The sequence below is a fragment of the Caenimonas sedimenti genome, from assembly GCF_007833165.1.
Classification (GTDB): Bacteria; Pseudomonadota; Gammaproteobacteria; order Burkholderiales; family Burkholderiaceae_C; genus Ramlibacter; species Ramlibacter sedimenti.
The window spans coordinates 173,996-198,947 of sequence record NZ_VOBQ01000005.1; the positions used below are offsets into that span (position 1 = coordinate 173,996).

At 68.1% G+C, this 24,952-nt stretch carries 26 protein-coding genes and 1 other RNA gene; 13 read left to right on the forward strand and 14 right to left on the reverse strand.

Going from position 1 to position 24,952, the window contains the following annotated elements; translation table 11 throughout:
- Window positions 1–44: 44 nt before the first annotated feature.
- From FN976_RS08205 to dnaX, 5 genes are read right to left on the reverse strand one after another with little or no spacing between them, the layout of a single operon-like run.
- Window positions 45–341: a hypothetical protein gene (locus tag FN976_RS08205; protein ID WP_145892518.1), complete on the reverse strand. Its 297-nt coding sequence runs from the start codon at window positions 339–341 to the stop codon at window positions 45–47.
- A 9-nt stretch (window positions 342–350) separates the two neighbouring features.
- The gene (locus FN976_RS08210; protein ID WP_186510791.1) at window positions 351–764 is read right to left on the reverse strand and encodes an MAPEG family protein; all 414 of its coding nucleotides are present in this window, start codon (window positions 762–764) and stop codon (window positions 351–353) included.
- 2 nt (window positions 765–766) lie between these two features.
- Complete coding sequence (gene recR / locus FN976_RS08215; RefSeq protein ID WP_145892519.1) at window positions 767–1,360, reverse strand: recombination mediator RecR; 594 nt, start codon at window positions 1,358–1,360, stop codon at window positions 767–769.
- Between the two features lie 7 nt (window positions 1,361–1,367).
- A complete protein-coding gene (locus FN976_RS08220; RefSeq protein ID WP_145892520.1) occupies window positions 1,368–1,700 on the reverse strand; it encodes a YbaB/EbfC family nucleoid-associated protein in 333 nt (110 codons plus the stop codon).
- Between the two features lie 11 nt (window positions 1,701–1,711).
- Window positions 1,712–3,475: a DNA polymerase III subunit gamma/tau gene (gene dnaX / locus FN976_RS08225; protein WP_145892521.1), complete on the reverse strand. Its 1,764-nt coding sequence runs from the start codon at window positions 3,473–3,475 to the stop codon at window positions 1,712–1,714.
- Between the two features lie 58 nt (window positions 3,476–3,533).
- Here dnaX and FN976_RS08230 point away from each other — a divergent pair, with 58 nt between their 5' ends.
- The 9 genes from FN976_RS08230 to FN976_RS08270 all read left to right on the forward strand — a co-directional run bounded on the left by FN976_RS08230 (window position 3,534) and on the right by FN976_RS08270 (window position 13,645).
- Window positions 3,534–4,652 (forward strand): AIR synthase related protein, encoded by a 1,119-nt coding sequence (locus tag FN976_RS08230; RefSeq protein WP_145892522.1) that lies wholly within the window; start codon window positions 3,534–3,536, stop codon window positions 4,650–4,652.
- A gap of 45 nt (window positions 4,653–4,697) precedes the next feature.
- An RNA gene (gene ffs, locus FN976_RS08235) (signal recognition particle sRNA small type) lies at window positions 4,698–4,794 on the forward strand.
- 176 nt (window positions 4,795–4,970) lie between these two features.
- The gene (locus tag FN976_RS08240) at window positions 4,971–5,600 is read left to right on the forward strand and encodes a hypothetical protein (protein WP_145892523.1); all 630 of its coding nucleotides are present in this window, start codon (window positions 4,971–4,973) and stop codon (window positions 5,598–5,600) included.
- A gap of 290 nt (window positions 5,601–5,890) precedes the next feature.
- The gene (gene trxA, locus FN976_RS08245; RefSeq protein ID WP_145892524.1) at window positions 5,891–6,223 is read left to right on the forward strand and encodes a thioredoxin TrxA; all 333 of its coding nucleotides are present in this window, start codon (window positions 5,891–5,893) and stop codon (window positions 6,221–6,223) included.
- A 171-nt stretch (window positions 6,224–6,394) separates the two neighbouring features.
- Window positions 6,395–7,660, forward strand: a complete 1,266-nt coding sequence (gene rho / locus FN976_RS08250) for a transcription termination factor Rho (protein WP_145892525.1) — start codon at window positions 6,395–6,397, stop codon at window positions 7,658–7,660.
- A 101-nt stretch (window positions 7,661–7,761) separates the two neighbouring features.
- On the forward strand, window positions 7,762–10,137 hold the full coding sequence (locus FN976_RS08255; RefSeq protein ID WP_145892526.1) for a PAS domain-containing hybrid sensor histidine kinase/response regulator: 2,376 nt from the start codon (window positions 7,762–7,764) through the stop codon (window positions 10,135–10,137).
- A gap of 139 nt (window positions 10,138–10,276) precedes the next feature.
- The gene (locus FN976_RS08260) at window positions 10,277–10,534 is read left to right on the forward strand and encodes a type B 50S ribosomal protein L31 (protein WP_145892527.1); all 258 of its coding nucleotides are present in this window, start codon (window positions 10,277–10,279) and stop codon (window positions 10,532–10,534) included.
- A gap of 82 nt (window positions 10,535–10,616) precedes the next feature.
- Window positions 10,617–12,299 (forward strand): hypothetical protein, encoded by a 1,683-nt coding sequence (locus tag FN976_RS08265; RefSeq protein ID WP_145892528.1) that lies wholly within the window; start codon window positions 10,617–10,619, stop codon window positions 12,297–12,299.
- Window positions 12,299–13,645 carry an MATE family efflux transporter gene (locus tag FN976_RS08270; protein WP_145892529.1) on the forward strand — a complete coding sequence of 449 codons (1,347 nt, stop codon included), beginning with the start codon at window positions 12,299–12,301 and terminating at the stop codon, window positions 13,643–13,645. Before FN976_RS08265 ends, FN976_RS08270 begins: the two co-directional genes overlap by 1 nt.
- Here the strand turns inward: FN976_RS08270 and phoR are convergent.
- From phoR to pstS, 7 genes are all read right to left on the reverse strand, one after another.
- Window positions 13,593–14,957 carry a phosphate regulon sensor histidine kinase PhoR gene (phoR, locus tag FN976_RS08275; RefSeq protein ID WP_145892530.1) on the reverse strand — a complete coding sequence of 455 codons (1,365 nt, stop codon included), beginning with the start codon at window positions 14,955–14,957 and terminating at the stop codon, window positions 13,593–13,595. The two genes, FN976_RS08270 and phoR, sit on opposite strands and share 53 nt — an antisense overlap.
- Window positions 14,958–14,985: 28 nt before the next feature.
- The gene (gene phoB / locus FN976_RS08280) at window positions 14,986–15,699 is read right to left on the reverse strand and encodes a phosphate regulon transcriptional regulator PhoB (protein ID WP_145892531.1); all 714 of its coding nucleotides are present in this window, start codon (window positions 15,697–15,699) and stop codon (window positions 14,986–14,988) included.
- Window positions 15,696–16,400 carry a phosphate signaling complex protein PhoU gene (gene phoU, locus FN976_RS08285; RefSeq protein WP_145892532.1) on the reverse strand — a complete coding sequence of 235 codons (705 nt, stop codon included), beginning with the start codon at window positions 16,398–16,400 and terminating at the stop codon, window positions 15,696–15,698. The genes phoB and phoU overlap by 4 nt, the downstream gene beginning before the upstream one ends.
- 11 nt (window positions 16,401–16,411) lie before the next feature.
- Window positions 16,412–17,188: a phosphate ABC transporter ATP-binding protein PstB gene (gene pstB / locus FN976_RS08290; RefSeq protein WP_145892533.1), complete on the reverse strand. Its 777-nt coding sequence runs from the start codon at window positions 17,186–17,188 to the stop codon at window positions 16,412–16,414.
- Window positions 17,189–17,285: 97 nt separating this feature from the next.
- Window positions 17,286–18,170 (reverse strand): phosphate ABC transporter permease PstA, encoded by an 885-nt coding sequence (gene pstA, locus FN976_RS08295; RefSeq protein WP_145892534.1) that lies wholly within the window; start codon window positions 18,168–18,170, stop codon window positions 17,286–17,288.
- On the reverse strand, window positions 18,167–19,204 hold the full coding sequence (gene pstC / locus FN976_RS08300; protein ID WP_432417856.1) for a phosphate ABC transporter permease PstC: 1,038 nt from the start codon (window positions 19,202–19,204) through the stop codon (window positions 18,167–18,169). The genes pstA and pstC overlap by 4 nt, the downstream gene beginning before the upstream one ends.
- 25 nt (window positions 19,205–19,229) lie before the next feature.
- Window positions 19,230–20,261, reverse strand: a complete 1,032-nt coding sequence (pstS, locus tag FN976_RS08305; RefSeq protein ID WP_145892536.1) for a phosphate ABC transporter substrate-binding protein PstS — start codon at window positions 20,259–20,261, stop codon at window positions 19,230–19,232.
- A gap of 152 nt (window positions 20,262–20,413) precedes the next feature.
- Here pstS and FN976_RS08310 point away from each other — a divergent pair, with 152 nt between their 5' ends.
- The 4 genes from FN976_RS08310 (at window position 20,414) to FN976_RS08325 (ending at window position 24,030) form a co-directional block, all read left to right on the forward strand.
- Window positions 20,414–20,896 (forward strand): fasciclin domain-containing protein, encoded by a 483-nt coding sequence (locus tag FN976_RS08310; protein ID WP_145892537.1) that lies wholly within the window; start codon window positions 20,414–20,416, stop codon window positions 20,894–20,896.
- On the forward strand, window positions 20,893–22,029 hold the full coding sequence (locus FN976_RS08315) for an ABC transporter substrate-binding protein (protein WP_145892538.1): 1,137 nt from the start codon (window positions 20,893–20,895) through the stop codon (window positions 22,027–22,029). Before FN976_RS08310 ends, FN976_RS08315 begins: the two co-directional genes overlap by 4 nt.
- 36 nt (window positions 22,030–22,065) lie before the next feature.
- The gene (gene ppx / locus FN976_RS08320) at window positions 22,066–23,550 is read left to right on the forward strand and encodes an exopolyphosphatase (RefSeq protein ID WP_145892539.1); all 1,485 of its coding nucleotides are present in this window, start codon (window positions 22,066–22,068) and stop codon (window positions 23,548–23,550) included.
- Window positions 23,551–23,613: 63 nt separating this feature from the next.
- Window positions 23,614–24,030 (forward strand): hypothetical protein, encoded by a 417-nt coding sequence (locus FN976_RS08325; protein ID WP_145892540.1) that lies wholly within the window; start codon window positions 23,614–23,616, stop codon window positions 24,028–24,030.
- Between the two features lie 7 nt (window positions 24,031–24,037).
- Here the strand turns inward: FN976_RS08325 and FN976_RS08330 are convergent, their stop codons facing one another.
- Both FN976_RS08330 and FN976_RS08335 read right to left on the reverse strand, forming a co-directional pair.
- Window positions 24,038–24,442 carry a diacylglycerol kinase gene (locus FN976_RS08330; RefSeq protein ID WP_145892541.1) on the reverse strand — a complete coding sequence of 135 codons (405 nt, stop codon included), beginning with the start codon at window positions 24,440–24,442 and terminating at the stop codon, window positions 24,038–24,040.
- A 50-nt stretch (window positions 24,443–24,492) separates the two neighbouring features.
- Entirely contained in the window at window positions 24,493–24,936 is a 444-nt protein-coding gene (locus FN976_RS08335) for a hypothetical protein (protein ID WP_145892542.1), read from the reverse strand.
- Window positions 24,937–24,952: the final 16 nt, after the last annotated feature.

Below are 24,952 nucleotides of genomic sequence, written 5' to 3' on the forward strand. Positions count from 1 at the left end.
CTTCTGGATTGGAACGAGGGTAGTCAGAGGCTTGCCGCACCGCATCAGGACCATCCCGTGCGGGTTTCCACGTAACCGTGCACCGGGAAATTGCTTACGCAATTTTCCGGTGATCTGATCGGTGTGGTCAGGCCCGGCAAAGCCGGATCCTGACCACAAAGGAGACTGCGCTGCGCGATGCTCCGCGCAGTCTTCGAAGCCGTCATTTGCAACCTGCCCGCCCGGCGAGAACCGCGCGGAATAGCATGCAGCGCGGTTCCTCCTGTGGGAAGGATCCGGCTTTGCCGGGCCTTCCCACACTGATCAAACCACTTGAAATAGTCGCGCAGCGACTTTTTCAAGTGAAGTCTTTAGCGCCAGCCGCTGAAGAGAATGGCCACGTTGACCAGCAGGGCAAGGAACCAGATGGCACTGCGCGTGCGCGGCATGTCCGCCACGTACATCGCCACGTAGATGATGCGCAGCGTGATGAAGACGACCGCCAGGATGTCCACGATGGTCCGGTGCGCGCCGAGCTGGTGCGCGATGACCACCGCCCCGATGAAGAACGGCAACGCCTCGAAACTGTTCGCCTGCGCGGCGTTGGCGCGCGCCTGCCAGCCCTGCTGGCGCGCCAGCCAGGCGCGGGGCTCGGCGTTGTCGAAACCGCCTTCGCTGCGCCGCTTGCCGACCCCTGGCCACTTGGCCAGCGCCGCGCAGCCGAAGGGCAGCAGCGCCGCCAGCAACACGCACCAGTGCGCGACCGTGAAGCGCGCCATCTCCATCGTCATTTCATCCTCCTGTCCACCAGCGCATGCGCGATGGTCCCCAGATCCACATATTCGAGTTCACTGCCGGCCGGCACGCCGCGCGCCAGCCGGGACACTTTCAGGCCGCGCTGCTTCAGCGCCTCGCCGATCACGTGGGCGGTGGCCTCGCCTTCGGCCGTGAAGTTGGTCGCCAGGATCACCTCCTGCAACTCGCCCGCGGTGGCCCGGTCGAACAGCTTGGCCAGGCCGATGTCCTTGGGGCCGATGCCGTCCAGCGGGCTCAGCTTGCCCATCAAGACGAAGTAGAGGCCGTTGAAGGCCTGCGTCCGCTCCACCGCCGCCTGGTCGGCCGGCGTCTCCACCACGCACAGCTTGGCGCGGTCCCGCTGCGGGCTGCGGCAGGTGGCGCAGACCTCGTCCTCGGTGAAGGTGTGGCACAGGCTGCAGTGCCGCACTTGGGTGGCCGCCTGTTCGAGCGCGCGCGCCAGCAAGCGCGCGCCCTCGCGATCGTGCTGCAGCAGGTGGAATGCCATGCGTGAAGCCGACTTCTGCCCGACCCCGGGGAGGCGGCGCAGCGCTTCGGTGAGCGCCTGGAGCGACGGTTCTGCCAAAGCCCGGTCAGAACGGAAGCTTCATCCCGCCCGGCAGCCCCGGCATGCCGGCGGTGAGCTTGCCCATCTTCTCGTTCTTGGTGTCCTCGGCCTTGCGCACGGCGGCGTTGAACGCGGCCGCCACGAGGTCCTCGAGCATGTCCTTGTCCTCGCCCAGCAGGCTGGGGTCGATGGTCACGCGCTTGACGTCGTGGGTGCAGGTCATCGTGACCTTGACCAGACCGGCGCCGGACTCGGCGCTGACTTCCATCAGCGCGAGCTCGTCCTGGGCCTTCTTGATGTTGTCCTGCATGGCCTGGGCCTGTTTCATCAGGCCGGCCAGCTGTCCCTTGTTGAACATGATGCGGTTTCCTAGTGTTTCTCGACGGGTTTGATGCTGCCAGGCACGATTTTCGCGCCAAAGTCACGCACCATCTGCTGAACGAACGGATCGTTCAGGATGATCTGCTCGGCCGCGGCCTGTTTTTCGCGCGCGACCTGGGCCTGCCGGCGCGCCGGGCTGTCCTGGATGGGGCCCACTTCCACCGACAGGTCGACCACGTGTCCGGCCGCGTGCAACGCCGCGCGCAGGCGCTCGCGGCTGGCCGGCTGGTTCAGCGATTCGCGCTCCACCCGCAACATCCAGTGGCCGACGTCGCGCGCGACCAGCTGGGCCTGTAATGCGAGTTCCCGCACCAGCGCAGTCACGGCTTCGCGCGCCACGAGGTCCTGCACCGTGGCTTGCCAGAAGTCGCCATCTTCGGTGGCGACCACGGGCGCCGCCGCGGCCGGCGCGGCTTCGCGCAGCGGCTCCGGCTGCACGCGCACGGGCACACCGACCACGTCGCTTCCGCCGGGGCGCGTCGGCTGGGCGGTCATGGGCCTGGGCGGCGCCTGCCGGGGCTCGACCACGGGCAGGACGCGCCCCGGTGGCGCGCTGGCCGGCTTCGCCATCACCGCTGCGGCAGGCGGGCGTACCGGAGCCGCCACTGGCCGGTGCGGCTCAATCAGAGTTTTTTTTTCCTGCGAAACGCCGGCAGCCGGCTTGAACGCCAGCAAGCGCAGCAACACCATCGTGAGCCCGGCGTACTCGTCGGGCGCCAAGCCCAGTTCGGCCCGGCCATGCAGGCAGATGCTGTAAAGCAGCTGCGTTTCGTCCGCCGGCATGCGCTGGGCCAGGGCGGCGATGGTCACGGCTTCTTCATCCGACGCGTCCGGCTCCGACGGCACGGCCTGGTGCACCGCCATGCGCTGCAGCACCATGCTCATGTCCTCCAGCGCCGCGGCCGCGCTCAGCCCGTGCAGGCGCAGTTCGTCCGACGTCTCCACGACCGTCTTGCCGTCGCCCTGCGCCAACGCATCGATCAGGCGGAACACGTGGCTGCGGTCCACGCTGCCCAGCATCTGTCGCACCTGGGCGTCCTCGATGCGGCCGCCGCCGAAGGCGATCGCCTGGTCGGTGAGCGACAGTGCATCGCGCATGGAACCGCGCGCCGCCCGGGCCAGCTGGCGCAGCGCGGGTGGGTCGGCCGGCACGTTCTCGGCACCCAGCACGTGGGCGAGATGCTCCTGCACGGTCTCCGGCGCCATCGGCCGCAGGTTGAACTGCAGGCAGCGCGAGAGCACCGTCACCGGCACCTTCTGCGGATCGGTCGTGGCCAGCACGAACTTGAGGTATTCCGGCGGCTCCTCCAGCGTCTTCAGCATCGCGTTGAAGGCATGGCCCGTGAGCATGTGCACTTCGTCGATCATGAAGACCTTGAACCGGCCCTGGACCGGCTTGTACACGGCCTGCTCCAGGAGCGACTGCACTTCGTCCACGCCCCGGTTCGACGCCGCATCCAGCTCGGTGTAGTCCACGAAGCGGCCCGAGTCGATGTCCGTGCAGGCGGAGCAGACGCCGCAGGGCTCCGACGTGATGCCGCCCTGCCCGTCCGCGCCCTGGCAATTCAGCGACTTGGCGAGGATGCGCGACACGGTCGTCTTCCCGACGCCGCGCGTGCCCGTGAAGAGGTAGGCGTGGTGCAACCGCTGCTGCTGCAGCGCATTGGACAGCGCCTGCACCACGTGCTCCTGCCCGACCATCTGGGCGAAGGTCCGCGGCCGGTATTTCCGGGCAAGCACGAGGTAACTCATTGGCTCGATTCTACGAGGCCCCCAGGTGACGATTCACGAGGCGCGATAATCCGCACCCATGAGTTCCTCCCCAGCGACCGGCACGCTCAGCTACGAACAGGCCGGCGTCAACTATGACCTGATCGACCCGCTGAAGGTGGCCGCGCAGCGCGCCGCCAAGGCCACCGCAACCAACCTGGGCGCGCATGGCTTCGGCGAGGTCGAGGCCTCGCGCGGCGAATCGGCGTATGTGGTCGATGTCGGGCCGTTCTACCTGGCTTCCATCGTCGAATGCCTGGGTTCCAAGACGCTGGTGGCCGACGAGATGGCGAAACTCACGGGCCGCAGCTACTACGACGGCATCGCGCAGGACACCATCGCGATGGCGGTGAACGACCTGATCACGGTGGGCGCGACCCCGCTGGTGGTGCAGGCGTACTGGGCGGCGGGCGGCTCCGACTGGTTCGGCGACGCGCAGCGCGCGCAAGCGCTGGTGGCCGGCTGGAAGCGCGCCTGCGACGCCTGCGGCGTGGCCTGGGGCGGCGGCGAGACGCCGGCGCTGGCCGGCATCGTCGAGAGCGGCCGGATCGACCTGGCGGCGTCCTGCACCGGCATCGTCAACCCGAAGAGCCGGCTCTCGCTGGGCGACAAGCTGGCGGCGGGCGATGCCATCGTGCTGCTGGCGTCCAGCGGGATCCACGCCAATGGCCTCTCGCTGGCACGCAAGCTGGTCGAACGCCTGCCGGACGGCTATCGCACGGAGGTGGCACCGGGCTTGAGCTACGGCGACGCCCTGCTGGCGCCCACCGTGCTGTATTCGCCGGTGACGGAAGCCCTGGCGAAGGCCGGCATCGTCCCCCACTACTGCGCCAACATCACCGGCCACGGCTGGCGCAAGCTGCTGCGGCATCCTGGCGCCTTCAGCTACCGCATCCATGCGGTGCCGCCAGTCACGCCGGTCCTGAAGTTCATCCAGCAGCACGCGCAACAGGACGACCAGGAGGCTTACGGCACCCTCAACATGGGCGCGGGCTTCGCGCTGTTCGTGGCGGCGGGCGACGCACAGCGCACCGTCGAAGTCGCGCGCGCGCAAGGCGTCGAGGCCCTGGTGGCCGGCGTGGTCGAAGCCGGTGCGAAGAAACTGCGGATCGAACCCCTGGGTGTCGAATTCGGCGGCGACGAACTGCAACTGCGTTGACCGGACGGGCCGAAGTGGCTCTCCCGGTCGCCTACAATCGCGCCTGACGGGCCTCCCCGCATGGTGAAGCGGCCAACCGGGTCAGGTGGGGAACCAAGCAGCCCTAACTGTGGAGCCAGTGCCGGGGGTAAGGCTCGTCAACCCCCTCTTCGGCCGTGACCGACTTCACGAACCCTTCCCTTCCTGGCTTCCTGGTACGTGTTTGCCGCGCTTCACCCCGGCGCGTCTGCTGACAGCGCCCGCAACCACCTTCCCACAAACCTTTACACAAGGCAGACCTAGAGTTCACTCCATCGATGGACCATCGTGGAGATGAGCATGCAAACCGCCGCTGCCGAACTCGCCCAGACCAGCCCAGGTTCTTTCCGCTACTGCCTGGCCGTCGCGCTGGGCTGTTGCGTCGCTCCTCTTGCCGCGCTGGCGCAGGACAGCGTCGCGCCGCTCGACATGGTGGCTGAAGCGACGCGCTCCGAACAGCCGGTCCGTCTGGAGCTCAACACCCTCACGCTGCCGCGCTTCGAGAATGTTGAAGCCGGCCAGTCACCCCGGGTCGACCTCTCGCTGTTGCCCGCCGGCGGCACGGCAGTCGGGCCCATGGTCGGGATGAACGGCTTCTCCACTTCCACGGGGTTGCAACCATCGGCCACGGGGGCGAACCGGCGCAGCCTCGATCTCGGCCTCCATTTCCGGCACACCACCGAGAGCAGCCGACAGTTCGACCTGACGGCCTGGAAACGGGTGGACGCGGAACAGCCGGACGCCTACACGCTGATCCAGCAGCGGCAGCCTGTCTACGGCGCGCGGGTGGAGATGAAGCTCTCCCCGGCGCGGAAAACCCCGCTGCTGGCCGACCGCGGATTCATCGGCATGCAGCTGCAGAGCGGCGCGCGGATCTCGATCAAGCGCAAGGACGGCAAGCCGATGGTGTATTACCGCACCTCGTTCTGAAGGTTCAACGGCAGCAGACCGCAGTTCAGCTCGCACGACGCGGCGCGAAGCGAGCAACACGGCGAGCACCACCGAGCGTCGAGATGGCGACGGCCAGGCAAGCCCCGAAGGCCGGCCGCACGCGCATGGCCATCATCCCGCAGGCCGCATGGAACGATGGCCACTCGCTATCGCATCCATAGCATTCGTGGGGCCGTCCCCAGCCTGCGGGGGGACTTTGTTTCTGTCACAATGGCCTCACTGTAGCGGGCATCCATCCACACAACACTCTCTCGCGAAGAGGAATCCCCATGGCAAGCGACCTGATCAAGCACGTCTCCGACGATTCCTTCGAATCCGATGTCCTGCAAGCGCAAAAACCGGTGCTGGTCGATTACTGGGCCGAATGGTGCGGCCCCTGCAAGATGATCGCGCCCATCCTCGACGAAGTGTCCGAGGCCTACAAGGACAAGCTGCAGATCGCGAAGATGAACGTCGACGAGAACCGCGACATCCCCGCCAAGTTCGGCATCCGCGGCATCCCCACGCTGATGCTGTTCAAGGACGGCCAGCTGGCGGCCACCAAGGTGGGCGCGATGAGCAAGGCGCAACTCACGGCTTTCATCGACCAGCAATTGGCGTAGGGCACCGCCCGCGCGAAGGGCCCCTCGGGGCCCTTTGTTTTGCTCTATACTCCTTTCCAGTTCACTGCACCGCCAAGCCAAGCGGGCAGTTCGAGTTCCGGTTCGCAGGGCCTCCTCGCCCCGCTTCCACCCTCCCCCAAGACATCAAGAAACCCTTCCCGGGGTCATTCCATGCATCTGAACGAACTCAAGGCGTTGCACGTCTCCGAAGTCCTGAAGCAAGCCGACGAGCTCGAGATCGAGAACACCGGCCGCATGCGCAAGCAGGAGCTGATGTTCGCCATCATCAAGAAGCGCGCCCGCGCCGGTGAACAGGTCTTCGCGGATGGCGTGCTGGAGATCCTGCCGGACGGGTTCGGCTTCCTGCGCAGCCCCGACACCAGCTACACGGCCAGCACCGACGACATCTACATCTCGCCCAGCCAGGTGCGGCGCTTCAACCTGCATACCGGCGACATGATCGAAGGGGAAGTCAGGACGCCGAAGGACGGCGAACGGTACTTCGCGCTCACCAAGCTCGACAAGGTCAACGGCGGCCTGCCGGAGGACAACAAGCACAAGATCATGTTCGAGAACCTGACGCCGCTGTTCCCCCGGGAACAGATGCGCCTCGAACGCGACGGCATCAAGAACGAAGAGAACATCACCGGCCGCGTCATCGACATCATCGCGCCGATCGGCAAGGGCCAGCGCGCCCTGATCGTCGCGCCACCCAAGAGCGGCAAGACGGTGATGATGCAGCACATGGCGCACGCCATCGCGGCCAACTACCCCGACAGCTACATGATGGTGCTGCTGGTCGACGAGCGGCCGGAAGAAGTGACCGACATGCAGCGCTCGGTGAAGGCCGAAGTCATCGCCTCCACCTTCGACGAGCCGGCCGCGCGCCACGTGCACGTGGCCGAGATGGTGATCGAACGCGCCAAGCGGCTGGTCGAACTGAAGAAGGACGTCGTGATCCTGCTCGACTCGATCACCCGGCTCGCCCGCGCCTACAACAACGTCGTGCCCTCCTCCGGCAAGGTGCTGACGGGCGGCGTCGACTCCAACGCGCTGCAGCGTCCCAAGCGCTTCCTGGGCGCGGCCCGCAACGTGGAAGAAGGCGGCTCCCTCACCATCATCGCCACCGCGCTGGTCGAAACCGGCAGCCGGATGGACGAAGTGATCTTCGAGGAGTTCAAGGGCACCGGCAATTGCGAACTGCACCTGGACCGCCGCCTCTACGAGAAGCGCGTGTTCCCCTCGATCCAGCTCAATCGCAGCGGCACCCGCCGCGAGGAATTGCTGCTGGCCCCCGAGATCCTGCAGAAGACCCGCATCCTGCGCCAGTTCATGTACAACATGGACGAGATCGAGGCCATGGAGATGGTGCTGAAGTCCATGAAGGCCACCAAGTCCAACGTCGAATTCTTCGACATGATGCGCCGCGGCGGCTGACGCCACGCGTGCCTCGAAAAAGCCCGGGCCGCCCGGGCTTTTTTCATTGCGGACGCGCTGGATGGGCGCGATACTCATGGTTACAACTCAGGTTTTCCGCGATGTCCAGCAGCACCCAAGACTTCTCCACGCTTTTCGACCTTCTGCCCATCGGCGCCTACCGCGCCGGGGCCGAAGGCCGGCAGTGGCGCGTGAATGCGGCGCTGGCGCGCATCTACGGCTTCGCGGGTGAAGCCGAAGCGCTCGCGGCGTTCAACGACCCCGCCACCCGCTGGTATGTGGAACCCGGCCGTCGCGAAGCGTTTCGCGCATTGCTCGAAAAGGAAGGCGTGGTCCGCCATTTCGTCTCGGAGGTGTTCCGTCACGGTTCGGGCGAGCGGATCTGGGTGGCCGAGAACGCGCACGTGGTGCGTGACGCCGAAGGCCGGACCCTTTACTACGAAGGCACGGTCGAGGACATCACCGAGCAGCGCCGGACCGACTTGACACTCGCGAGCCGGCAGGCCCAGTTCGCCGCGCTCATCGACACCATCCCCGACCGCGTCTGGCTGCAGGATGCCGAAGGCGTCTATGTCCTGTCCAACCCAGCGCACCAGCGCCACCATGGGCTGGCAGCGGACCGGATTCTCGGCCGGACCGCCAAGGACCTGTTCGATGCCGCGACGGCCGAGCGCGTGCGCGCCTCCGACCTGAAAGCCATGGCTTCGCCGGTCCCGCTCGTGTACGAGAACGAGTTGGTGTCCGCGGCCGAAGGCGAAACCCGCCTGTTCGAGATCGTCAAGGCCGCGGTGCGCGACACGGAGGGCCGCAGCGTGGGGCTGGTCGGCATCGCCCGTGACATCACGGCACGCAAGCGCGCCGAGGCGGACCTGATCGCGGCGCGGGACGCCGCCGAGGCCGGCGGGCGGGCCAAGGCGGAGTTCCTGGCCAACATGAGCCATGAGATCCGCACGCCCATGAACGCGGTGATCGGCATGAGCGACCTGCTGCTGGACACCCGGCTGGACGACACGCAGAAGGAATTCGCGGACACCATCCGCACCAGCGGCGACCAGCTGCTCGCGCTGATCAACGACATCCTGGACTTCTCCAAGATCGAGTCCGGCTTCATGCAGCTGGAACGCGTCCCGGTCAACCTCTCCGACTGCATCGAGGGTGCCTTCGACCTCACCGGCCGGGCCGCCACGGCCAAGGGACTCGACCTGCTGTACTGGATCGAGGACGAGGTGCCCCGCACGATCTTCTCGGACGTGACGCGGCTGCGCCAGGTGTTCATCAACCTGGTCAACAACGCCGTCAAGTTCACGCCGGAGGGCGAGGTTTTCGTGCGCATCTCACGGCGCCTCGCCGATGACGGCAAGGTGCTGCTGCACGCCAGCGTGCGCGACAGCGGCATCGGCATCCCGCGGGAAGCCATGGACCGCCTGTTCCAGGTGTTCAGCCAGGTCGACGCGTCCACCACCCGCCAATATGGCGGAACCGGACTGGGGCTGGCCATCTGCCGCCGCATCGTCACGCTGATGGGTGGCCGGATCTGGGTCGAATCGGAAGACGGCAAGGGCTCCAACTTCCAGTTCGAGATCCCGCTGGAAGCCGCGCCGCATGCCGCCGCGCCGGCCCGCAAGACCGTGGGCCTGGCCGCGCGCAAGCTGCTGATCGTGGACGACAACGCCACCAACCGGCGCATCCTCACGCTGCAGACGCAGCGCTGGGGCATGCTGCCGGAGGCGGCCTCGTCGGGCGCCGAAGCGCTGGCCTGGCTCGACGCCGGCAAGACCTTCGACGCGGCCATCATCGACGTGCAGATGCCGTTCATGGACGGCTACATGCTGGCTGCCGAAGTCCGCAAGCGCCGCAACGCGCGCGAGCTCCCCATGCTGGCGCTGACGTCATTGGGCGACACGGGCCAGCGCTTCGCCGGCCTGGACGTCGCCCAGACGCTGATGAAGCCCACCAAGGCCACGGTGCTGTTCGACGCCATCTGCGAACTGTTCGACCGCCTGCCGCCGCCGGCCGCTGCGCCTGCCGGCGGCGACAAGCCCAAGGTGCCCAAGCTCGGCGAACTCGTGCCGCTCAGGGTGCTGCTGGCCGAGGACAACGAGGTCAACCAGCGCGTGGCGACGCTGATGCTCACCGGGCTGGGCTACCAGCGCGAGCTGGCCGGCAACGGCCTGGCGGTGCTGGAAGCGGTCGCGAGCGCCGCCGCCGCGGGCCAGGGCTTCGACGTGGTGCTGATGGACGTGCAGATGCCCGAGATGGATGGGCTGCAGGCCACCCGCGCCCTGTGCGAGCGTTTCGGCACGGGCGACCGGCCCTGGATCGTCGCCATGACCGCCAATGCCATGGAGGGCGACCGCGAAACCTGCCTGGCCGCCGGCATGGACGACTACCTCAGCAAGCCCATCCGGGCGCCTCTGCTGGTGGAGGCCCTGCGCAGCGCCGCCACGGGCCTCGCGGTCCGCCGCGGCGGGGCGTAGGCTGGAGGTGAGCGCGCAGCCGAACCCCAGCTTGCCAGCCGGGTTATAATCCAAGGCTTTTCGCGGAAAGTACGCCGGGAATTCTGAGGCGCAAGGGTTGCGCCGGCCCGGTGCGGCTGCCGCCACTGACGAGGATCCCATGAGAGAAGGCATTCACCCCAACTACCGCGAAGTGCTCTTCGTGGACCTGTCCAACGGTTTCAAGTTCGTCACGCGTTCCTGCGTGAACACCAAGGAAATGGGCAAGACGGACGACGGCCGCGAGCTGCCGCTGTTCAAGCTGGACACCTCCAGCGAGTCGCATCCCTTCTACACGGGCACCCAGAAGTCGGTCAACGACATGGGCGGCCGCGTCGACAAGTTCTTCAAGAAGTTCGGCAAGACCCCCGCCAAGTAAAGAATCGCGCGCCGGTCACCAGCGAAGGCAGCCCTCCCCGGCTGCCTTTTTTGTTGGCGGCGCGTATGACAAACTCGCGCGCTTGAACCAGCCCACCCCCGCCATCGTCACCCAGAGCGCCGTGCGCCGGCTGCCGCGGCTGGCCCTGCTGCTGTTCTGCGCCGCCTACGTGATCCCCGGGTTCGTGGGCCGCGAGCCCTGGAAGAACGCGGACATCATGGCGCTGGGCTACATGGTGGAACTCGCCGAGGGCCGCGCGAGCTGGCTCAGCCCCACGCTGCTGGGGCAGCCGCCGGAGTTCGATGCCCTGCTGCCCTACTGGCTGGGCGCCTGGGCGATGCAGCTGGCGCCCGGCTGGGTCTCCCCCGATTTCGCTGCGCGCCTGCCGTTCGTTGCCCTGCTCGTGCTGACGCTGTTCGCCACCTGGTACGGCGTTTTTTCGCTGGCCCGCAGCCCGCGCGCGCAGCCGGTGGCGTTTGCGTTCGGGGGCGAGGCGCAGCCGCAGGACTACGCCCGGGCGGTGGCCGATGGCGGCCTGCTGGCGCTGATCGCCTGCTTCGGGCTGGCCCAGCTGTCGCACGAAACCACGCCGTCGCTGGCCCAACTGGGCTTTGCCTCCCTCACCTTCTACGGGCTGGCCGCACTGCCCTACCGGCTGGCCCTGCCAGCGCTGAGCCTCGCCGTGGGCCTGCTGGGGCTGGCCCTGAGCGGCGCGCCGGCCATGGCCGTGCTGTTCGCGCTGGGCGGGGCACTGGTGACGGTGATGGATCGCGAAACCGCGGATGCACCGGCCCGGCAACGCGCGGCCTTGGTGGCGATCGGCCTGGCTGTGGCGGCAGCGGCAGTTGCTGCGGCCTTCGATACCTGGCACTGGCGCCTGGGTTCGGCACCCGGTGTGGACCGCGACTGGAAGTCGGTCGGACGCCTGCTGCTCTGGTTCACTTGGCCCGCCTGGCCGCTCGCCCTCTGGACGCTCTGGCAGTGGCGCCGCCAGCTCGCCAGCCGGCACGTGGCGTTGCCGGCCTGGTTCGCGGCCGTGTCGGTGATCACCGCCCTGCTTTCCTCGCCCTCCGACCGCGCCTTGCTGCTGGCGCTTCCCGCGCTGGCCACATTGGCGGCCTTCGCCCTGCCTACCTTCCGCCGCAGCGTTTCGGCACTGATCGACTGGTTCACGCTCCTCTTTTTCAGCCTCTGCACCATCGTCATCTGGGTGATCTGGGTGGCGATGATGACGGGCGTGCCCGCCAAGCCCGCCGCCAACGTCGCCAAACTCGCACCCGGCTTCGTGCCGCAGTTCGCCCTGCTGCCCTTCCTGCTGGCGCTGGCTGCGACGCTGGCCTGGTTCTGGCTCGTCCACTGGCGGACCAGCCGCAGCCGGCAAGCGATCTGGAAGAGCCTCGTCCTGCCCGCCGGTGGCGCCGCGTTGGGCTGGCTGCTGGTGATGACCTTGTGGCTGCCGGTGCTCGATTACGGGCGCAGCTATGTGCCCGTGGTCAACGGCATCGTGCGCCACATGGACCGGCCCAGCTGCGTCGAGGTCTTTGGCCTCACGCGCGCGCAGATCGCCGCGCTGCGTTATCACGCCAGGCTCGACTTGCGCGCCGCCAGCATTCCCAGCGCCTGCCCCTGGCTGGTGGCGGCGCCGGACGTGCAGGTGGCGCTGCCCATGGTGCTGGACGCGCGCCAGTGGCAGCTGGTCGCGACCGTGCGCCGGCCGACGGATGCGCGCGACAACCTGCTCCTTTTCCGCAAGAGCGGGGGCTGATGGCCAGCGAGCTGCGAACGATCGCCCGGCACGCGGGCACGATCTGGATCGGGCAGATCGCGGTGATGGCCTTCGGGATCACCGACACCATCGTCGCGGGCCGCTATTCCCAGGAGGCGCTGGCCGCGCTGTCCGTGGGATCCGCGGTCTTCATCAGCATCTTCGTCGCCACCATGGGCGTGTTGCAGGTCCTGCTGCCGGTCTGGGCGGAGCTGCATGGCGCCGGCCGGCGCCACGAGCTGGGCCGCTCCGTGCGCCAGGCGCTCTACCTGGCCGCCCTGGCGACCATCGTCGGCATCGCTGGCCTGCTGTTCCCCGGCTTCCTGCTGGACGCCACCGGCGTGCCCGAGGAATTGCAAGGCGAGGTGCGGCGCTACCTGGCCGTGCTCGCGCTCGCGCTGCCGCCGGCCCTGCTGTTCCGCATGTACGGCACGCTGAACCAGAGCCTGGGCAAGCCGCAACTGGTGACCTGGCTGCAGACGGCGTCGCTCACGGCCAAAATCCCGCTAACGATCTGGTTCGCGTTCGGCGGCGCCGGCCTGCCGGCGATGGGGGTGGTCGGCTGCGCCTGGGCCAGCGTGGTCGTCAACTATGTGTTCCTCGGGCTGGCGATCTGGCTGCTGCGCACCGATGCGATGTACGCGCCCTACGCGATCTGGCGTCGCATGGAGCCGCCGGACTGGCCCGCGATCGCGCACTTCGCGCGCATGGGCATCCCGGCCGGGCTCGCGATCATGGTGGAGGTGACCTCGTTCACGCTGATGGCGCTGTTCATCGCCCGTCAGGGCACGTTGGCCGCCGCCGCCCACCAGATCGCGTCCAACCTCGCGGCGGTGCTGTACATGATGCCGCTGTCGACCGCCATCTCGACCAGTTCGCGCGTGAGCTACTGGCTGGGCGCGGGCGATCCCAAGCGGGCGCGCGCCTGCATCCGCACGGGCTTCAAGCTGGGCCTGTCGCTGGCGCTGGGCGCCGGCCTTGTCGTGTGGCTGGCGAACGACCTGATCGCACGCATCTACAGCAGCGACGCCCAAGTGGCGGCACTGGCGGCGGGGCTGCTGGCGTGGCTGGCCGTCTACCATGTCGGCGATGCCATCCAGGCGCTTTGCGTCTTCGTGCTGCGCTGCTACCGCGTTGCCGTCGCGCCGCTGGTCGCGTACTGCGTGCTGCTGTGGGGCGTGGGACTGGCGGGGGGCTTCGTCCTGGCCTACCAGGGCCTCGGACCCTGGCCCGCGCAGCAATCGCCGGCCGCGTTCTGGATTGCCGCGGCCTTCGCGCTCGGCCTGCTGGCTATCATCCTGCCGTTGATTCTGTGGCGGGCCGTGCGGGCGTATCGGCCGGCCTGAACGGCGCGCCGCCACGCACGCGCGCCGGCGGGTAGAGGATGCTGAACGTGGAGCCGGTGCCGACCCGGCTGTCGATGCGGAGCTCCGCGCCATGGCGCTGCACCACATGCTTGACGATGGCCAACCCGAGGCCCGTGCCGCCGGTTTCGCGCGAGCGGCTGCGGTCGATGCGGTAGAAGCGTTCGGTCAGGCGCGGCACGTGTTCGGGCGCGATGCCCGGCCCGGTGTCTCGCACAGAGAATTCGGCACGTCCATCGGCAACGAGGCCGCACCGAACCGCCACGCTGCCACCATCGGGTGTGTAGCGCACGGCATTGGTGACCAGGTTCGACATGGCGCTCTGCCATTCGCTGGGCACGCCGGCGATCTCCAGCGTGCGGTCGGCCTCGAAGCGCAGCGTGAGCGACTTGCCCAGCGTCGCCAGGAGGGCGCGCGCCTCTTCCTCGCACTGGGCGCTCAGCACCGTGGCGTGCGTCCATTCGCCGCCGCCCGGCAGCGGGCTGCCTTCCAGCCGCGAGAGCGTCAGCAGGTCGCTCACCAGCGTCTGCATGCGCTGGGCCTGCTGCGCCATCAGCCGCAGGTAGCGGCTGCGTTCGTCGCCGGGCAGGTCGAGGGTCTGCAGCGTCTCGACGAACCCCGCCAGCACGGTGAGCGGCGTGCGGATCTCGTGCGACACGTTGGCCACGAAATCGCGCCGCATGATCTCCGCCTGCTCCATCGCCGTGACGTCGCGCGACAGCAGCAGGAGACGGCCTTCGCCGTAGGGATGCAGGCGCAGCGACAGCTTGACGGGTCGCGCCGGTGTGCTCCCGGGCGCGGCAACGATCAGGTCGCTGCTGAAGTCGCGGCCCTGGTGGTAGGCGCTGAAGTCGGGGTCGCGCACCAGGTTGATGATGTTCTGCTGCAAGTCACGCTCGGGGTCCAGGCCGAACTGCTCTGCCGCCGTCTCGTTGCACCACTCGATGCGGCCACGCGCGTCCAGCAGCACGACGCCATTGGGCGACCCCCGGATGGCGCCCAGGAACTCTTCCAGCCGATCGCGCGCCTCGGTGACGTCGCGCTCGCGCAGCGTCACCGCGCGCCGCACGCGGTCCGCGGCATCACCCCACAACCCGCCGACGCGCGGCGCCGACTGGAACTGCCCGGCCCGCAACCAGCGCAGCACCCGCATCGCACGCAATGTCTCCAGCGTGAACCAGCCGACCGCACCGGCCACCAGGCCGAGCTCGGCGCCGCGGTCACCCCCCAGCCACCATCCGGTCCCGCCACCGGCCACGAGGCAGATGAGGAAGGTGGCGAGCCGGGCGAGCATGGTTGCTGGGCGCGCGGCGCCGGAGTGATCAGGCGGCGGCGCGCGAAGCGCCCACCGGCTGCGCGGTGATGCGGTAGCCGGCGCCGCGCACGGTTTCAACCAGCGCGCCGGCTGGGCCGAGGGCTTCACGCAGCCGCTTCACGTGGACGTCCACCGTGCGCTCTTCGATGAAGACGTGGTCGCCCCACACCTTGTCCAGCAACTGCTGCCGGCTGTGCACGCGCTCGGGGTGCTTCATCAGGTAGTGCAGCAGCTTGAATTCGGTTGGCCCGAGCTTGACCGGACGGTTGTTCCAGCTGACACGGTGCGCGGCGGCATCCAGTGCGAGCGCGCCGATCGTCACGGTGTCCTCCACCTGCTCCGGCGCACGGCGGCGCAGCACCGCGCGGATGCGCGCCAGCAGTTCCTGCGTGGAGAACGGCTTGGTGATGTAGTCGTCGGCGCCCGCGTCGAGGCCGGCCACCTTGTCGGGTTCATCGCCACGGGCGGTCAGCATCAGGATGGGGACGGGCTTGGTCCGCGCGTCGGCGCGCCAGCGGCGCGCCAGCGCCAGACCACTCTGCCCCGGCAGCATCCAGTCGAGCAGGATGGCGTCCGGCAGCACGGCGTCGATCTCGCGTTGCGCCGCATCGCCATCTTCGGCCCATACGGGAGCCAGGCCGTTGTGGCGCAGGTTGACGGCGATCAGCTCGGCGATGGCCGGCTCGTCCTCGACGATCAGGATGCGGGGCTGGTGCTTCACTTGACGGCGGATTCGATGGTTTCCATGGGGGCATGGCGCACGTCGGCGCCCTTCACCACATAGATGATGAACTCGGCGATGTTCTTCGCGTGGTCGCCGATGCGTTCGATCGCCTTGGCGATGAACAGCAGGTCGAGGCTGCTGGAGATGGTGCGCGGGTCTTCCATCATGTAGGTGATGAGCTTGCGCACGAAGCCGTCGAACTCCTTGTCCAGCGCGTCGTCTTCCTTCAGGATCGCGACCGCGGCCGCCGTGTCGAGCCGGGCGAACGCGTCCAGCGCCTTGCGCAGCTGGCCGGACGCGAGGTCGGCGGCCACGCGCAGCTCGGTGGCGGGCAGCGACCGCATCGCCCCGCTCTTGCCGATGATGGACTTCACCATGCGGGCGATCTTCTCTGCTTCATCGCCCACGCGCTCGAGGTTGGCCGTGGTCTTGGAGATCGCCATCAGCAGGCGCAGGTCGCGCGCGGTCGGCTGACGCCGCGCGATCACGGACGACAGCTCGCGGTCGATCTCGACTTCCATGTTGTTGACGCGGACCTCGTTCTCCAGGACCTGCTGCGCCGCGTCGCCGTTGAATTGCGACAGCGCATAGACGGCCTGGCGGATCTGCGACTCGACGAGCCCGCCGAGTTCCATCACGCGCGAGGACAGGGAACCGAGTTCGCTGTCGAACTGCGTGGAAAGGTGCTTCTCAGGCATGGGGACTCCGTTCAGCCGAACCGGCCGGTGATGTAGTCTTCCGTCTCTTGCCTTTTGGGCTTGAAGAAGATCTGTTCGGTCTCGCCGACCTCGATCAGGTCACCGAGGTACATGTAGGCCGTGTAGTCGGAGACACGCGCGGCCTGCTGCATGTTGTGGGTGACGATCACCACGGTGTAGTCATTCTTCAGCTCGGCGATCAGTTCCTCGATCTTGCCGGTGGAGATCGGGTCCAGGGCGGAGCACGGCTCGTCGAGCAGCAGCACCTCGGGCTTGATGGCGATGCCGCGCGCGATGCACAGCCGCTGCTGCTGGCCGCCCGAGAGGCCGGAGCCGCTTTGCTGCAGCTTGTCCTTGACCTCGTCCCACAGCGCGGCCTTGCGCAGCGCCCATTCGACCCGGTCGTCCATGTCCGCGTCGCCCAGCGATTCGAACAGGCGCACGCCGAAGGCGATGTTGTCGTAGATCGACATGGGGAACGGCGTCGGCTTCTGGAACACCATGCCCACCTTGGCGCGGATCAGGGCGACGTCCTTCTTCGAAGTCAGCAGGTTCTCGCCGCCATCCAGCACGATCTGGCCTTCGGCGCGTTGCTCGGGGTACAGCTCGTACATGCGGTTGAAGGTGCGCAGCAGGGTGGACTTGCCGCAGCCCGACGGGCCGATGAAGGCGGTGACCTTCTTCTCGGGGATGTCGAGGTTGATGCCCTTCAGCGCGTGGAACTTGCCGTAGTAGAAGTTCAGGTCGCGCACGGCCAGTTTCGCCGATGCAGTCGTCGGGGTGTTCATTTGGATGTCCATTCGAGGGCCACCGCGGAACCGGCTTTGCCGGGCCGCTGGTGGCGCCCCCTTGAGGGGGAGGCGCCGAAGGCGCTTCGGGGGTGGGTCATATCTTGCTGCGTGTGAGCACACGGGCCAGGATGTTCAGGCCCAGCACAGCCAAGGTGATGAGGAAGACGCCGGCCCAGGCGAGCTGCTGCCAGTTCTCGTAGGGGCTCATGGCGAACTTGAAGATCGTCACCGGCAGGCTGGCCATCGGCTCGTTGAGGTTCGTCGTGAAGAACTGGTTGTTGAGCGCGGTGAAGAGCAGCGGCGCCGTCTCGCCGGAGATGCGCGCGACGGCCAGCAGGATGCCGGTGACCACGCCGGCGCGGGCGGCGCGCAAGGTGATGCTCATGATGACTTTCCACTTGGGCGCGCCGAGCGCATAGGCGGCCTCGCGCAGCGCGGGGGGCACCAGCAGCAGCATGTTTTCGGTGGTGCGGATCACCACGGGGATGACGATGAGCGCCAGCGCGATCACGCCGGCCCAGCCGGAGAAGTGCTTGTAGCGCGCGACGATGACGGCGTAGACGAACAGGCCGATCACGATCGAAGGCGCGGACAGCAGGATGTCGTTGACGAAGCGCGTGACCGTGCCGAGCCAGCCCTTCACGTCGTATTCCGCCAGGTAGATGCCGGCCATGATGCCGATGGGGGTGCCGATGAACGTGGCGAGCATGACCATGAGGAACGAACCCCACAACGCATTGGCGAGGCCGCCGACCTCGTTGGGGGGTGGCGTCATCTGGCTGAACGTGGCCCATGCGAGCCCGCCGACACCCAGTCGAACCGTCTCCCACAGGATCCAGACCAGCCAGAAGACGCCGAACACCATGGCCGCCAGGGACAGGGCCAGCGCCACCTTGTTGACGCGCTTGCGCGCCATGAACTTGCGCTCCCGCCCCGCCTGCGCTTCCGACGCCTGGATGAGTTGCTCGCCCGTGGTCATGCGCGTGTTCCCTCGTTCTTGCGCAGCTGCGCCAGCAGGATCTTGGACAGCGAGAGCACCACGAACGTGATGAAGAACAGCACCAGTCCCAGGTAAATCAGTGCCGCCTGGTGCAGGCCGTCACCGGCTTCCGCGAACTCGTTCGCGAGCGCCGAGGTGATGCTGTTGGCCGCCTGGAACAGCGAGAGCGAATCGAGCTGGTTGAAGTTGCCGATGACGAAGGTGACGGCCATGGTCTCGCCGAGGGCACGGCCGAGCCCGAGCATGATGCCGCCGATGACGCCGCCCTTGGTATAGGGCAGCACGACCTTGTAGACGACTTCCCAGGTGGTGGAACCGAGCGCGTACGCCGATTCCTTCAGCATGGGCGGCGTGACGTCGAACACGTCACGCATCACCGATGCGATGAAGGGAATGATCATGATGGCCAGGATGATGCCGGCCGCCAGGATGCCGATGCCCACCGGCGGGCCCGAAAACAGGGCGCCCAGGAAGGGCACGCCGCCGAACACGGCCTGCAACGGCTGCTGCACGAACGTGGCGAGGATGGGACCGAACACCAGCAGGCCCCACATGCCGTAGACGATGGAGGGCACGGCGGCGAGCAGTTCGATCGCGGTGCCGAGCGGGCGCTTGAGCCAGGCCGGCGAAAGCTCGGTCAGGAAGAGCGCGATGCCGAAGCTCACCGGGACGGCGATCACGAGGGCAATGATGGACGTCGCCACCGTGCCGTAGATCATCACCAGGCCGCCGTACTCGTTCTTGACCGGATCCCAGGTGCTGTTGGTGAGGAAGCCGAGGCCGTACTTCTCGATGGCGGGCCAGGCACCGATGGTGAGCGAAACCAGGATGCCGATCAGCAGGCTGAGCGTGATCAGCGCCGCGATGCGGGCCGTCCAGCCGAACAGCCGGTCGATCACCGCGCCGGTGCGGGCCCGGCCCGCCGGCGGCGGGGAGTTCATCTCGCCGCGGCGCGCCTGGGAGAGCGCCGAAATTTCGAGGGAGGCCTCATGGGCCGGAAGTGTAGAGGACACGTGAGGCCGCCCCGAAGTTGGAAGTTCAGAAAGCCAGGTTCTTGCCGGAAGCGTCCTTGATCTCGGCTGCCCACAGCTTCTCGATCTGGGTCTTCACGGCCGCGGGCATCGGCACGTAGTCCAGGTCGTCGGCGGTCTTGTCGCCGTTCTTGTAGGCCCAGTTGAAGAACTTCAGCGCGGCCGCGGCCTGGGCCGGCTTGTCCTGCTGCTTCTGCATCAGGATGAAGGTGGCGCCGGTGATCGGCCAGGACTGGGCGCCGGGCTGGTTGGTCAGCACCTGGTAGAAGGTCTTGGACCATTCGGCGCCCGCGGCCGCTGCCTTGAACGCGTTGTCGTCGGGGGCCACGAACTGGCCGGCGGCGTTCTGCATCAGGGCGTAGTTCATCTTGTTCTGCTTGACGTACGCGTACTCGACGTAGCCGATCGAATTGGGCAGGCGGCCGACAAAAGCGGCGACGCCTTCATTGCCCTTGCCGCCGGCGCCGGTGGGCCAGTTGACGGCGGTGCCTTCGCCGACCTTCGCCTTCCATTCGGCATTCACCTTCGACAGGTAGTTCGTGAACAGGAAACTGGTGCCCGAGCCATCAGCACGGCGCACCGGGGCGATGGCGGCATCCGGGAGGTTGAGGCTGGGGTTCAGCGCCTTGACGGCGGCGTCGTTCCACTTGGTGATCTTGCCCAGGTAGATGTCGCCCAGCACCTGGCCGTTCAGGCGCAGCTGGCCCGGGGCCACGCCCTGGATGTTGACCACGGGAATCACGCCGCCGATGACCGTGGGGAACTGCACCAGGCCCTTCTTGGCCAGTTCATCGTCTTTCAGGGGCGCGTCGGAAGCGCCGAAGTCGACGGTCTTGGCCTCGATCTGGCGGAGCCCGGCGCCCGAGCCGACCGATTGGTAGTTGATCTTGGCGCCGGTGGCCTTGTTGTAGTCGGCAGCCCACTTGGAGTACAGGGGGGCCGGGAAACTGGCGCCGGCGCCGGTCACGTCCTGGGCCAGGGCGAAGCCGGTGAACGAGAGGGCAACGATGCCGGCGGTCAGGGAAAACTTTCGAATCATGCGGGTCACCTTTGGAGGTTGGTCAACGAGTTGAGCGGACTCTAAGACGGTTATGTGACAGCTCCGTGACGCCCCCAGCCGACACGAAACCGTCACTGTTCTGTCACGCACCCCCCCTAACCTCCCGTTGCAACCAACACGGAGGTACCAACATGCAACACCGCTTGCTCCTGCTCGTTCCCGTAGCCGCCCTGCTCGCGGCCTGTGCCACCCAGCCGGCCGCCACGCCGGTTTCCGTCGCCGACACCATCGCCCACGACCCGCAACTGAGCACCCTGAACAGCCTGGTCGTCAAGGCGGGCCTCACCGACACCCTGAAGGCCGCCGGTCCCTACACCGTCTTCGCCCCCACCAATGCCGCGTTCAGCGCCGTGCCGGCCAAGACGCTGGAAGACCTGGGCAAGGACCCGGCCCGCCTGAAGGCCGTGCTGAGCTATCACGTCCTGCCGATGAAGGTGATGGCCGCCGAGGTGAAGCCCGGCAACGCCAAGACGGCCGAGGGCGCCAACGTCGCCCTGGCCCGCGCCGGCGAATTCGTGACGGTCGAGGAAGCCATGGTCGAGAAGGCCGACATCGCCGCGACGAACGGCGTGGTGCACAAGGTCGACCGCGTCCTGATGCCGCCCCGCCGGTGACCGCGCCACCGACCTTCCAGCGGCGCGGCCTGTTGGCCGCGGCCGCGGCCGCTGCATTCGCCCCGGCCGTGTCCCTGGGCCAGGGGCGAGGCAACGCCCGCATTCCCATGGTGGCCCAGCTGTTCGACACGTCGCAGCATGAACAGGACGTCGCCAAGGACTTCGTGATCGGCTCGCGCGCCGCCTGGCAGGACATCGGCAGCCAGGGCGGCCTGCGCGGCCGGCCCGTGCAGCATGTGACCATCGAGGTCGATGGCTCGTCGCCTGATGCGGTGCGGCAGGCCTGGCTCGCCCTGCGCGACCATCCCGCGTGCGTGGCGCTTTCAGGTACGGTGAGCGATCCGCTGGCCAGCCAGCTGAACGCCTTGATGCGGGCCGACGGCCAGGGCCTGGCCCACGTGGCGCCCTGGCTCCAGAACTCCAGCGCCGAGGTCGACGACCGTGCCTTTCCCATCTTCGCGGCGCGCCAGGAGCAGATCGGCCACGCGCTCAAATCGCTCACCGTCATGGGCGTGAACGAGGTCGGCGCGATCTTCGCGTCGGCGCGCGAACACGACTTGTACCGGGAGGACGTTGCGCGGACAGCGGCCGGGTTGAAGCTGAAGCTGGCCACCTTCCGCGGCAGCGGCGACCTGACGGCCCTGGGTCAGCGCCTCGGGCCGGCCTCGCCCGCGCTGCTGCTGTTCGTGGGCGGCACGCCCGAGCTGGTGCAGTTCACGCAGGGGTTGGAGAAGCAGGCGCGCCAGCGCTACGTGATCGCCCTGGCGGACGTCAACCTGCAGACGGTTCAGCAGATGGGCGGCGGCAAGTCGACGCCCATCATCGCGACGCAGGCCGTCCCGATGGTCACCGCCTCGCTGCCGGTGGTACGCAGGTACCGCGAGGTCATGGCGCGGCTGTTCGACGAACCGCCGGTGGCGTTGAGCCTGGCCGGCTTCATCGCCGCGCGCTACACGTACGAGGTGCTGGCCGGCATCGACGGCCCGATCACCCGTGCGTCGGCGCTCGCCGCCTTCCAGCGCCGCTCGGACGTGGATGTCGGCGGCTACCGCGTCAGCTTCAACGCTCAACGGCGCAGCGCAACCTTCGTCACGCAGAGCATGCTGACAGCGGATGGGCGCGTCGTTGGGTAGTGGCGATGCTATGCTGGCCGCAACGCCCGCGCCCGCATGCAAAACGGAACCCTCCTCGCCGCCGTCGATCTCGGCTCCAACAGCTTCCGCCTGGAAATCGGCCGCCTCGACCACGGCCAGATTCAGCGGGTCGAATACCTGAAGGAAACGGTGCGCCAGGGCAATGGCCTGGACGAGGCGCGCAACCTCACGGCCGAAGCGCTGGACCGCGGCTGGAACTGCCTCGGCCGCTTCGCCGAACGCCTGGCGGGCTTCAAGCCCCGGCAAGTCCGGGCCGTCGCCACGCAGACGCTGCGCGAGGCGCGCAACCGCGACGTCTTCCTCGCCCGCGCGCACGAGATCCTGGGCTTCCCGATCGACGTGATCTCCGGCCGCGAGGAAGCCCGCCTCATTTACCAGGGCGTGGCTCACCTGCTGCCGCAATCGGACGAGAAGCGGCTGGTCGTCGACATTGGAGGCCGCTCGACCGAGCTGATCCTCGGCCAGCAGTTCGACGCCAAGGTCATGGAAAGCTACCGGGTGGGCAGCGTCGCCTGGTCGATGAAGTACTTCCCCGACGGCAACTTCACGGCCGCCGCCTTCGAACGCGCCGAGATCGCGGCGCAAGCGGTTCTGGACGAGGCGCTCGGCGCCTATGCGCCGGGCTCGTGGGACGTCGCCTATGGCTCGTCCGGCACGATCGGCGCCGTGGGCGATGTGCTGGCGGCCGCCGGTCACGACCCGGGGTGGGTCACGCGCGAGGGACTCGACTGGCTGCATGCGCAGTTGCTCGCCGCACGCACCGCGGATCGCGTCAAGCTCGATGGCCTGAAGGAGGACCGGCGGCCCGTCATCGGCGGCGGCCTGAGCGTGCTGCGCGCCGTCTTCGGTCTCCTGGGCATCGAGCGCATGCAACCGGCGCAAGGCGCGCTCCGGCACGGCGTGCTGTACGACCTGCTGGACCGCCAGAACGCCAACTCCGATGTGCGCGACATGACGGTGCAGCGGCTCGCCGTGAAATTTGGAGTGGACAGCACGCAAGCCGAGCGCGTCGGCCGGGTGGCCTGCCAGCTGCTGCGCCAGCTGCGTACGCAGGACGCGCCGGCGGACCTGCAGCGCAACGAACGCAAGCTGGGCTGGGCGGCGCGGTTGCACGAGATCGGCAGCCTGATTTCGCACAGCGACTACCACAAGCACGGCGCCTACATGCTCGACAACGCGGACGCCGCCGGCTTCTCGCAGCCCGAATTGCACCGCCTGAGCCTGCTGGTGCTGGGTCACCGCGGCAAGCTGCGCAAGTTGGAGGCCGACTTCGAGGACACGCTGTTCGTGCACCAGCTCCTCTGCCTGCGGCTGGCCGTCATCCTGTGCCACGCCCGCCGGGACCCGCGCATCCAGGGCCTGCAGCTGCGCGGCGCCGACCACCAGTTGCAGCTCTCGCTGAAACCGGAATGGGGCGAGGCCTACCCGCAGTCCGCCCACCTGCTGCGGGAGGAAGTGGTGGCCTGGCAGAAAACGCCCTGGGGACTCGCGCTGTCATAGAAGCGCGCTGGACAACGGCATATACTGTATATACCGTTTTATCGCACGAGAGGACTCCTGAACATGGCAACAGCGAAGAAGCCCGCGCCCCGGGCCCCGGCCAAGAAGAACACCACGAGGAAGCCGGCCACGAAGCCCGCGGCCACCAAGACTCCGGTACGCGGCAAGGCCGCCACGGACAAGGTCCCGGCCAAGGCGCCGGCCAAGCCTGCACCCGTGGTCAAGACCGCCGCCGTGCCCAAGGCCGATAAGCCCAAGAAGCCGAAGCTGGTGCGTGACAGCTTCACCATCCCGAAGGCGGAGTACGTCGTCCTCGAAGAGCTCAAGCAGCGGGCGGCGAAGCTGGGCCAGCCGGCCAAGAAGAGCGAAGTGCTGCGCGCCGGCGTCAAGGCGCTCGCCGCGATGGCCGACGAGGCCTTCGGCGCGGCATTGCGCGCGGTTCCGGCCGTGAAAACCGGGCGGCCCGCGAAGGCGGACTGACCGCCGGCTACAGGCGCGCCGCGATGGCGCCGGCCCAGATGCCGGCGCACAGCAGCAGGCTCAGGAGCACCGCCGCGCTCCCCATGTCCTTGGCGCGCTTGGAGAGCTGGTTCCACTCGGGCCCGATGCGGTCGATGGCCGTCTCGATGCCGGTGTTCAGCAGCTCCACGATCATCACCAGCAGCACCGAGCCCGCAAGGAGCGCGACTTCGACCCAGCTGCGCCCGACCCAGAAGGCAAGCGGCAGCAGCACGACGGAGGCCAGCGCCTCCTGGCGGAACGCCGGCTCGCCCCAGCCGGCGCGCAGGCCGGCCAGCGAGTAGCCTGCGGCATGCCAGATCCGGCTGAGGCCGGTGCGCAGCTTCTGGGGATTGGCCTCCGCCTGGGCCGCATCGAGTTCGCGTGAGTTCATGGCGGGATCATGACAGCTGCGGGTGACAGTCCGCCAAGGCGCCGCGCGAGTCATTCGCCTGCCTCGAACACGCCGCTCCAGCCGGTCGCGCCGATCCGCAGCTGCCCCTGCGGCAGCCGCGCCAGGACGAACCGCGCACCGCCTCCCAGAGACTGCCGCAGCAGCCACGGCGCCGCTGGCCCGACGCGAATCCGCTCCCGCGCGATCCGCGCTTCCAGGTGCTCACCGGCCAGGCAGAACTCCGCCGGGCCCTCGGCCCAGAGGCCGGCAGCCGTCTTGACGAAGCGCAGGACCAGCCGGCCCTCCTCCTCGCTGACGCGGACCACGAGCGGCATGCCATCGCGCATCGACACTTCGCGCCAATGCAGCGCGAAGCCGGCATCGCCCAGCAGGGCACGCAGCTGCGCGATGCTGGTTGCGCAGCCGTGGGCAGGATTGGCGAGCGCCGCGACGGCGCAGGCGCCGAGAGCGGCACGGAGGGTGGACAGGGCCATCCGGCGACTGTCACGC

Coding starts and splice junctions, on each gene's coding strand:
- FN976_RS08210 (WP_186510791.1), bottom strand. CDS start 764: ATGGAGATGGCGCGCTTCACGGTCGCGCACTGGTGCGTGTTGCTGGCG.
- FN976_RS08220 (WP_145892520.1), bottom strand. CDS start 1,700: ATGTTCAACAAGGGACAGCTGGCCGGCCTGATGAAACAGGCCCAGGCC.
- dnaX (WP_145892521.1), bottom strand. CDS start 3,475: ATGAGTTACCTCGTGCTTGCCCGGAAATACCGGCCGCGGACCTTCGCC.
- FN976_RS08230 (WP_145892522.1), top strand. CDS start 3,534: ATGAGTTCCTCCCCAGCGACCGGCACGCTCAGCTACGAACAGGCCGGC.
- FN976_RS08240 (WP_145892523.1), top strand. CDS start 4,971: ATGCAAACCGCCGCTGCCGAACTCGCCCAGACCAGCCCAGGTTCTTTC.
- trxA (WP_145892524.1), top strand. CDS start 5,891: ATGGCAAGCGACCTGATCAAGCACGTCTCCGACGATTCCTTCGAATCC.
- rho (WP_145892525.1), top strand. CDS start 6,395: ATGCATCTGAACGAACTCAAGGCGTTGCACGTCTCCGAAGTCCTGAAG.
- FN976_RS08255 (WP_145892526.1), top strand. CDS start 7,762: ATGTCCAGCAGCACCCAAGACTTCTCCACGCTTTTCGACCTTCTGCCC.
- FN976_RS08260 (WP_145892527.1), top strand. CDS start 10,277: ATGAGAGAAGGCATTCACCCCAACTACCGCGAAGTGCTCTTCGTGGAC.
- FN976_RS08270 (WP_145892529.1), top strand. CDS start 12,299: ATGGCCAGCGAGCTGCGAACGATCGCCCGGCACGCGGGCACGATCTGG.
- phoR (WP_145892530.1), bottom strand. CDS start 14,957: ATGCTCGCCCGGCTCGCCACCTTCCTCATCTGCCTCGTGGCCGGTGGC.
- phoU (WP_145892532.1), bottom strand. CDS start 16,400: ATGCCTGAGAAGCACCTTTCCACGCAGTTCGACAGCGAACTCGGTTCC.
- pstB (WP_145892533.1), bottom strand. CDS start 17,188: ATGAACACCCCGACGACTGCATCGGCGAAACTGGCCGTGCGCGACCTG.
- pstA (WP_145892534.1), bottom strand. CDS start 18,170: ATGACCACGGGCGAGCAACTCATCCAGGCGTCGGAAGCGCAGGCGGGG.
- pstS (WP_145892536.1), bottom strand. CDS start 20,261: ATGATTCGAAAGTTTTCCCTGACCGCCGGCATCGTTGCCCTCTCGTTC.
- FN976_RS08310 (WP_145892537.1), top strand. CDS start 20,414: ATGCAACACCGCTTGCTCCTGCTCGTTCCCGTAGCCGCCCTGCTCGCG.
- ppx (WP_145892539.1), top strand. CDS start 22,066: ATGCAAAACGGAACCCTCCTCGCCGCCGTCGATCTCGGCTCCAACAGC.
- FN976_RS08325 (WP_145892540.1), top strand. CDS start 23,614: ATGGCAACAGCGAAGAAGCCCGCGCCCCGGGCCCCGGCCAAGAAGAAC.
- FN976_RS08330 (WP_145892541.1), bottom strand. CDS start 24,442: ATGAACTCACGCGAACTCGATGCGGCCCAGGCGGAGGCCAATCCCCAG.
- FN976_RS08335 (WP_145892542.1), bottom strand. CDS start 24,936: ATGGCCCTGTCCACCCTCCGTGCCGCTCTCGGCGCCTGCGCCGTCGCG.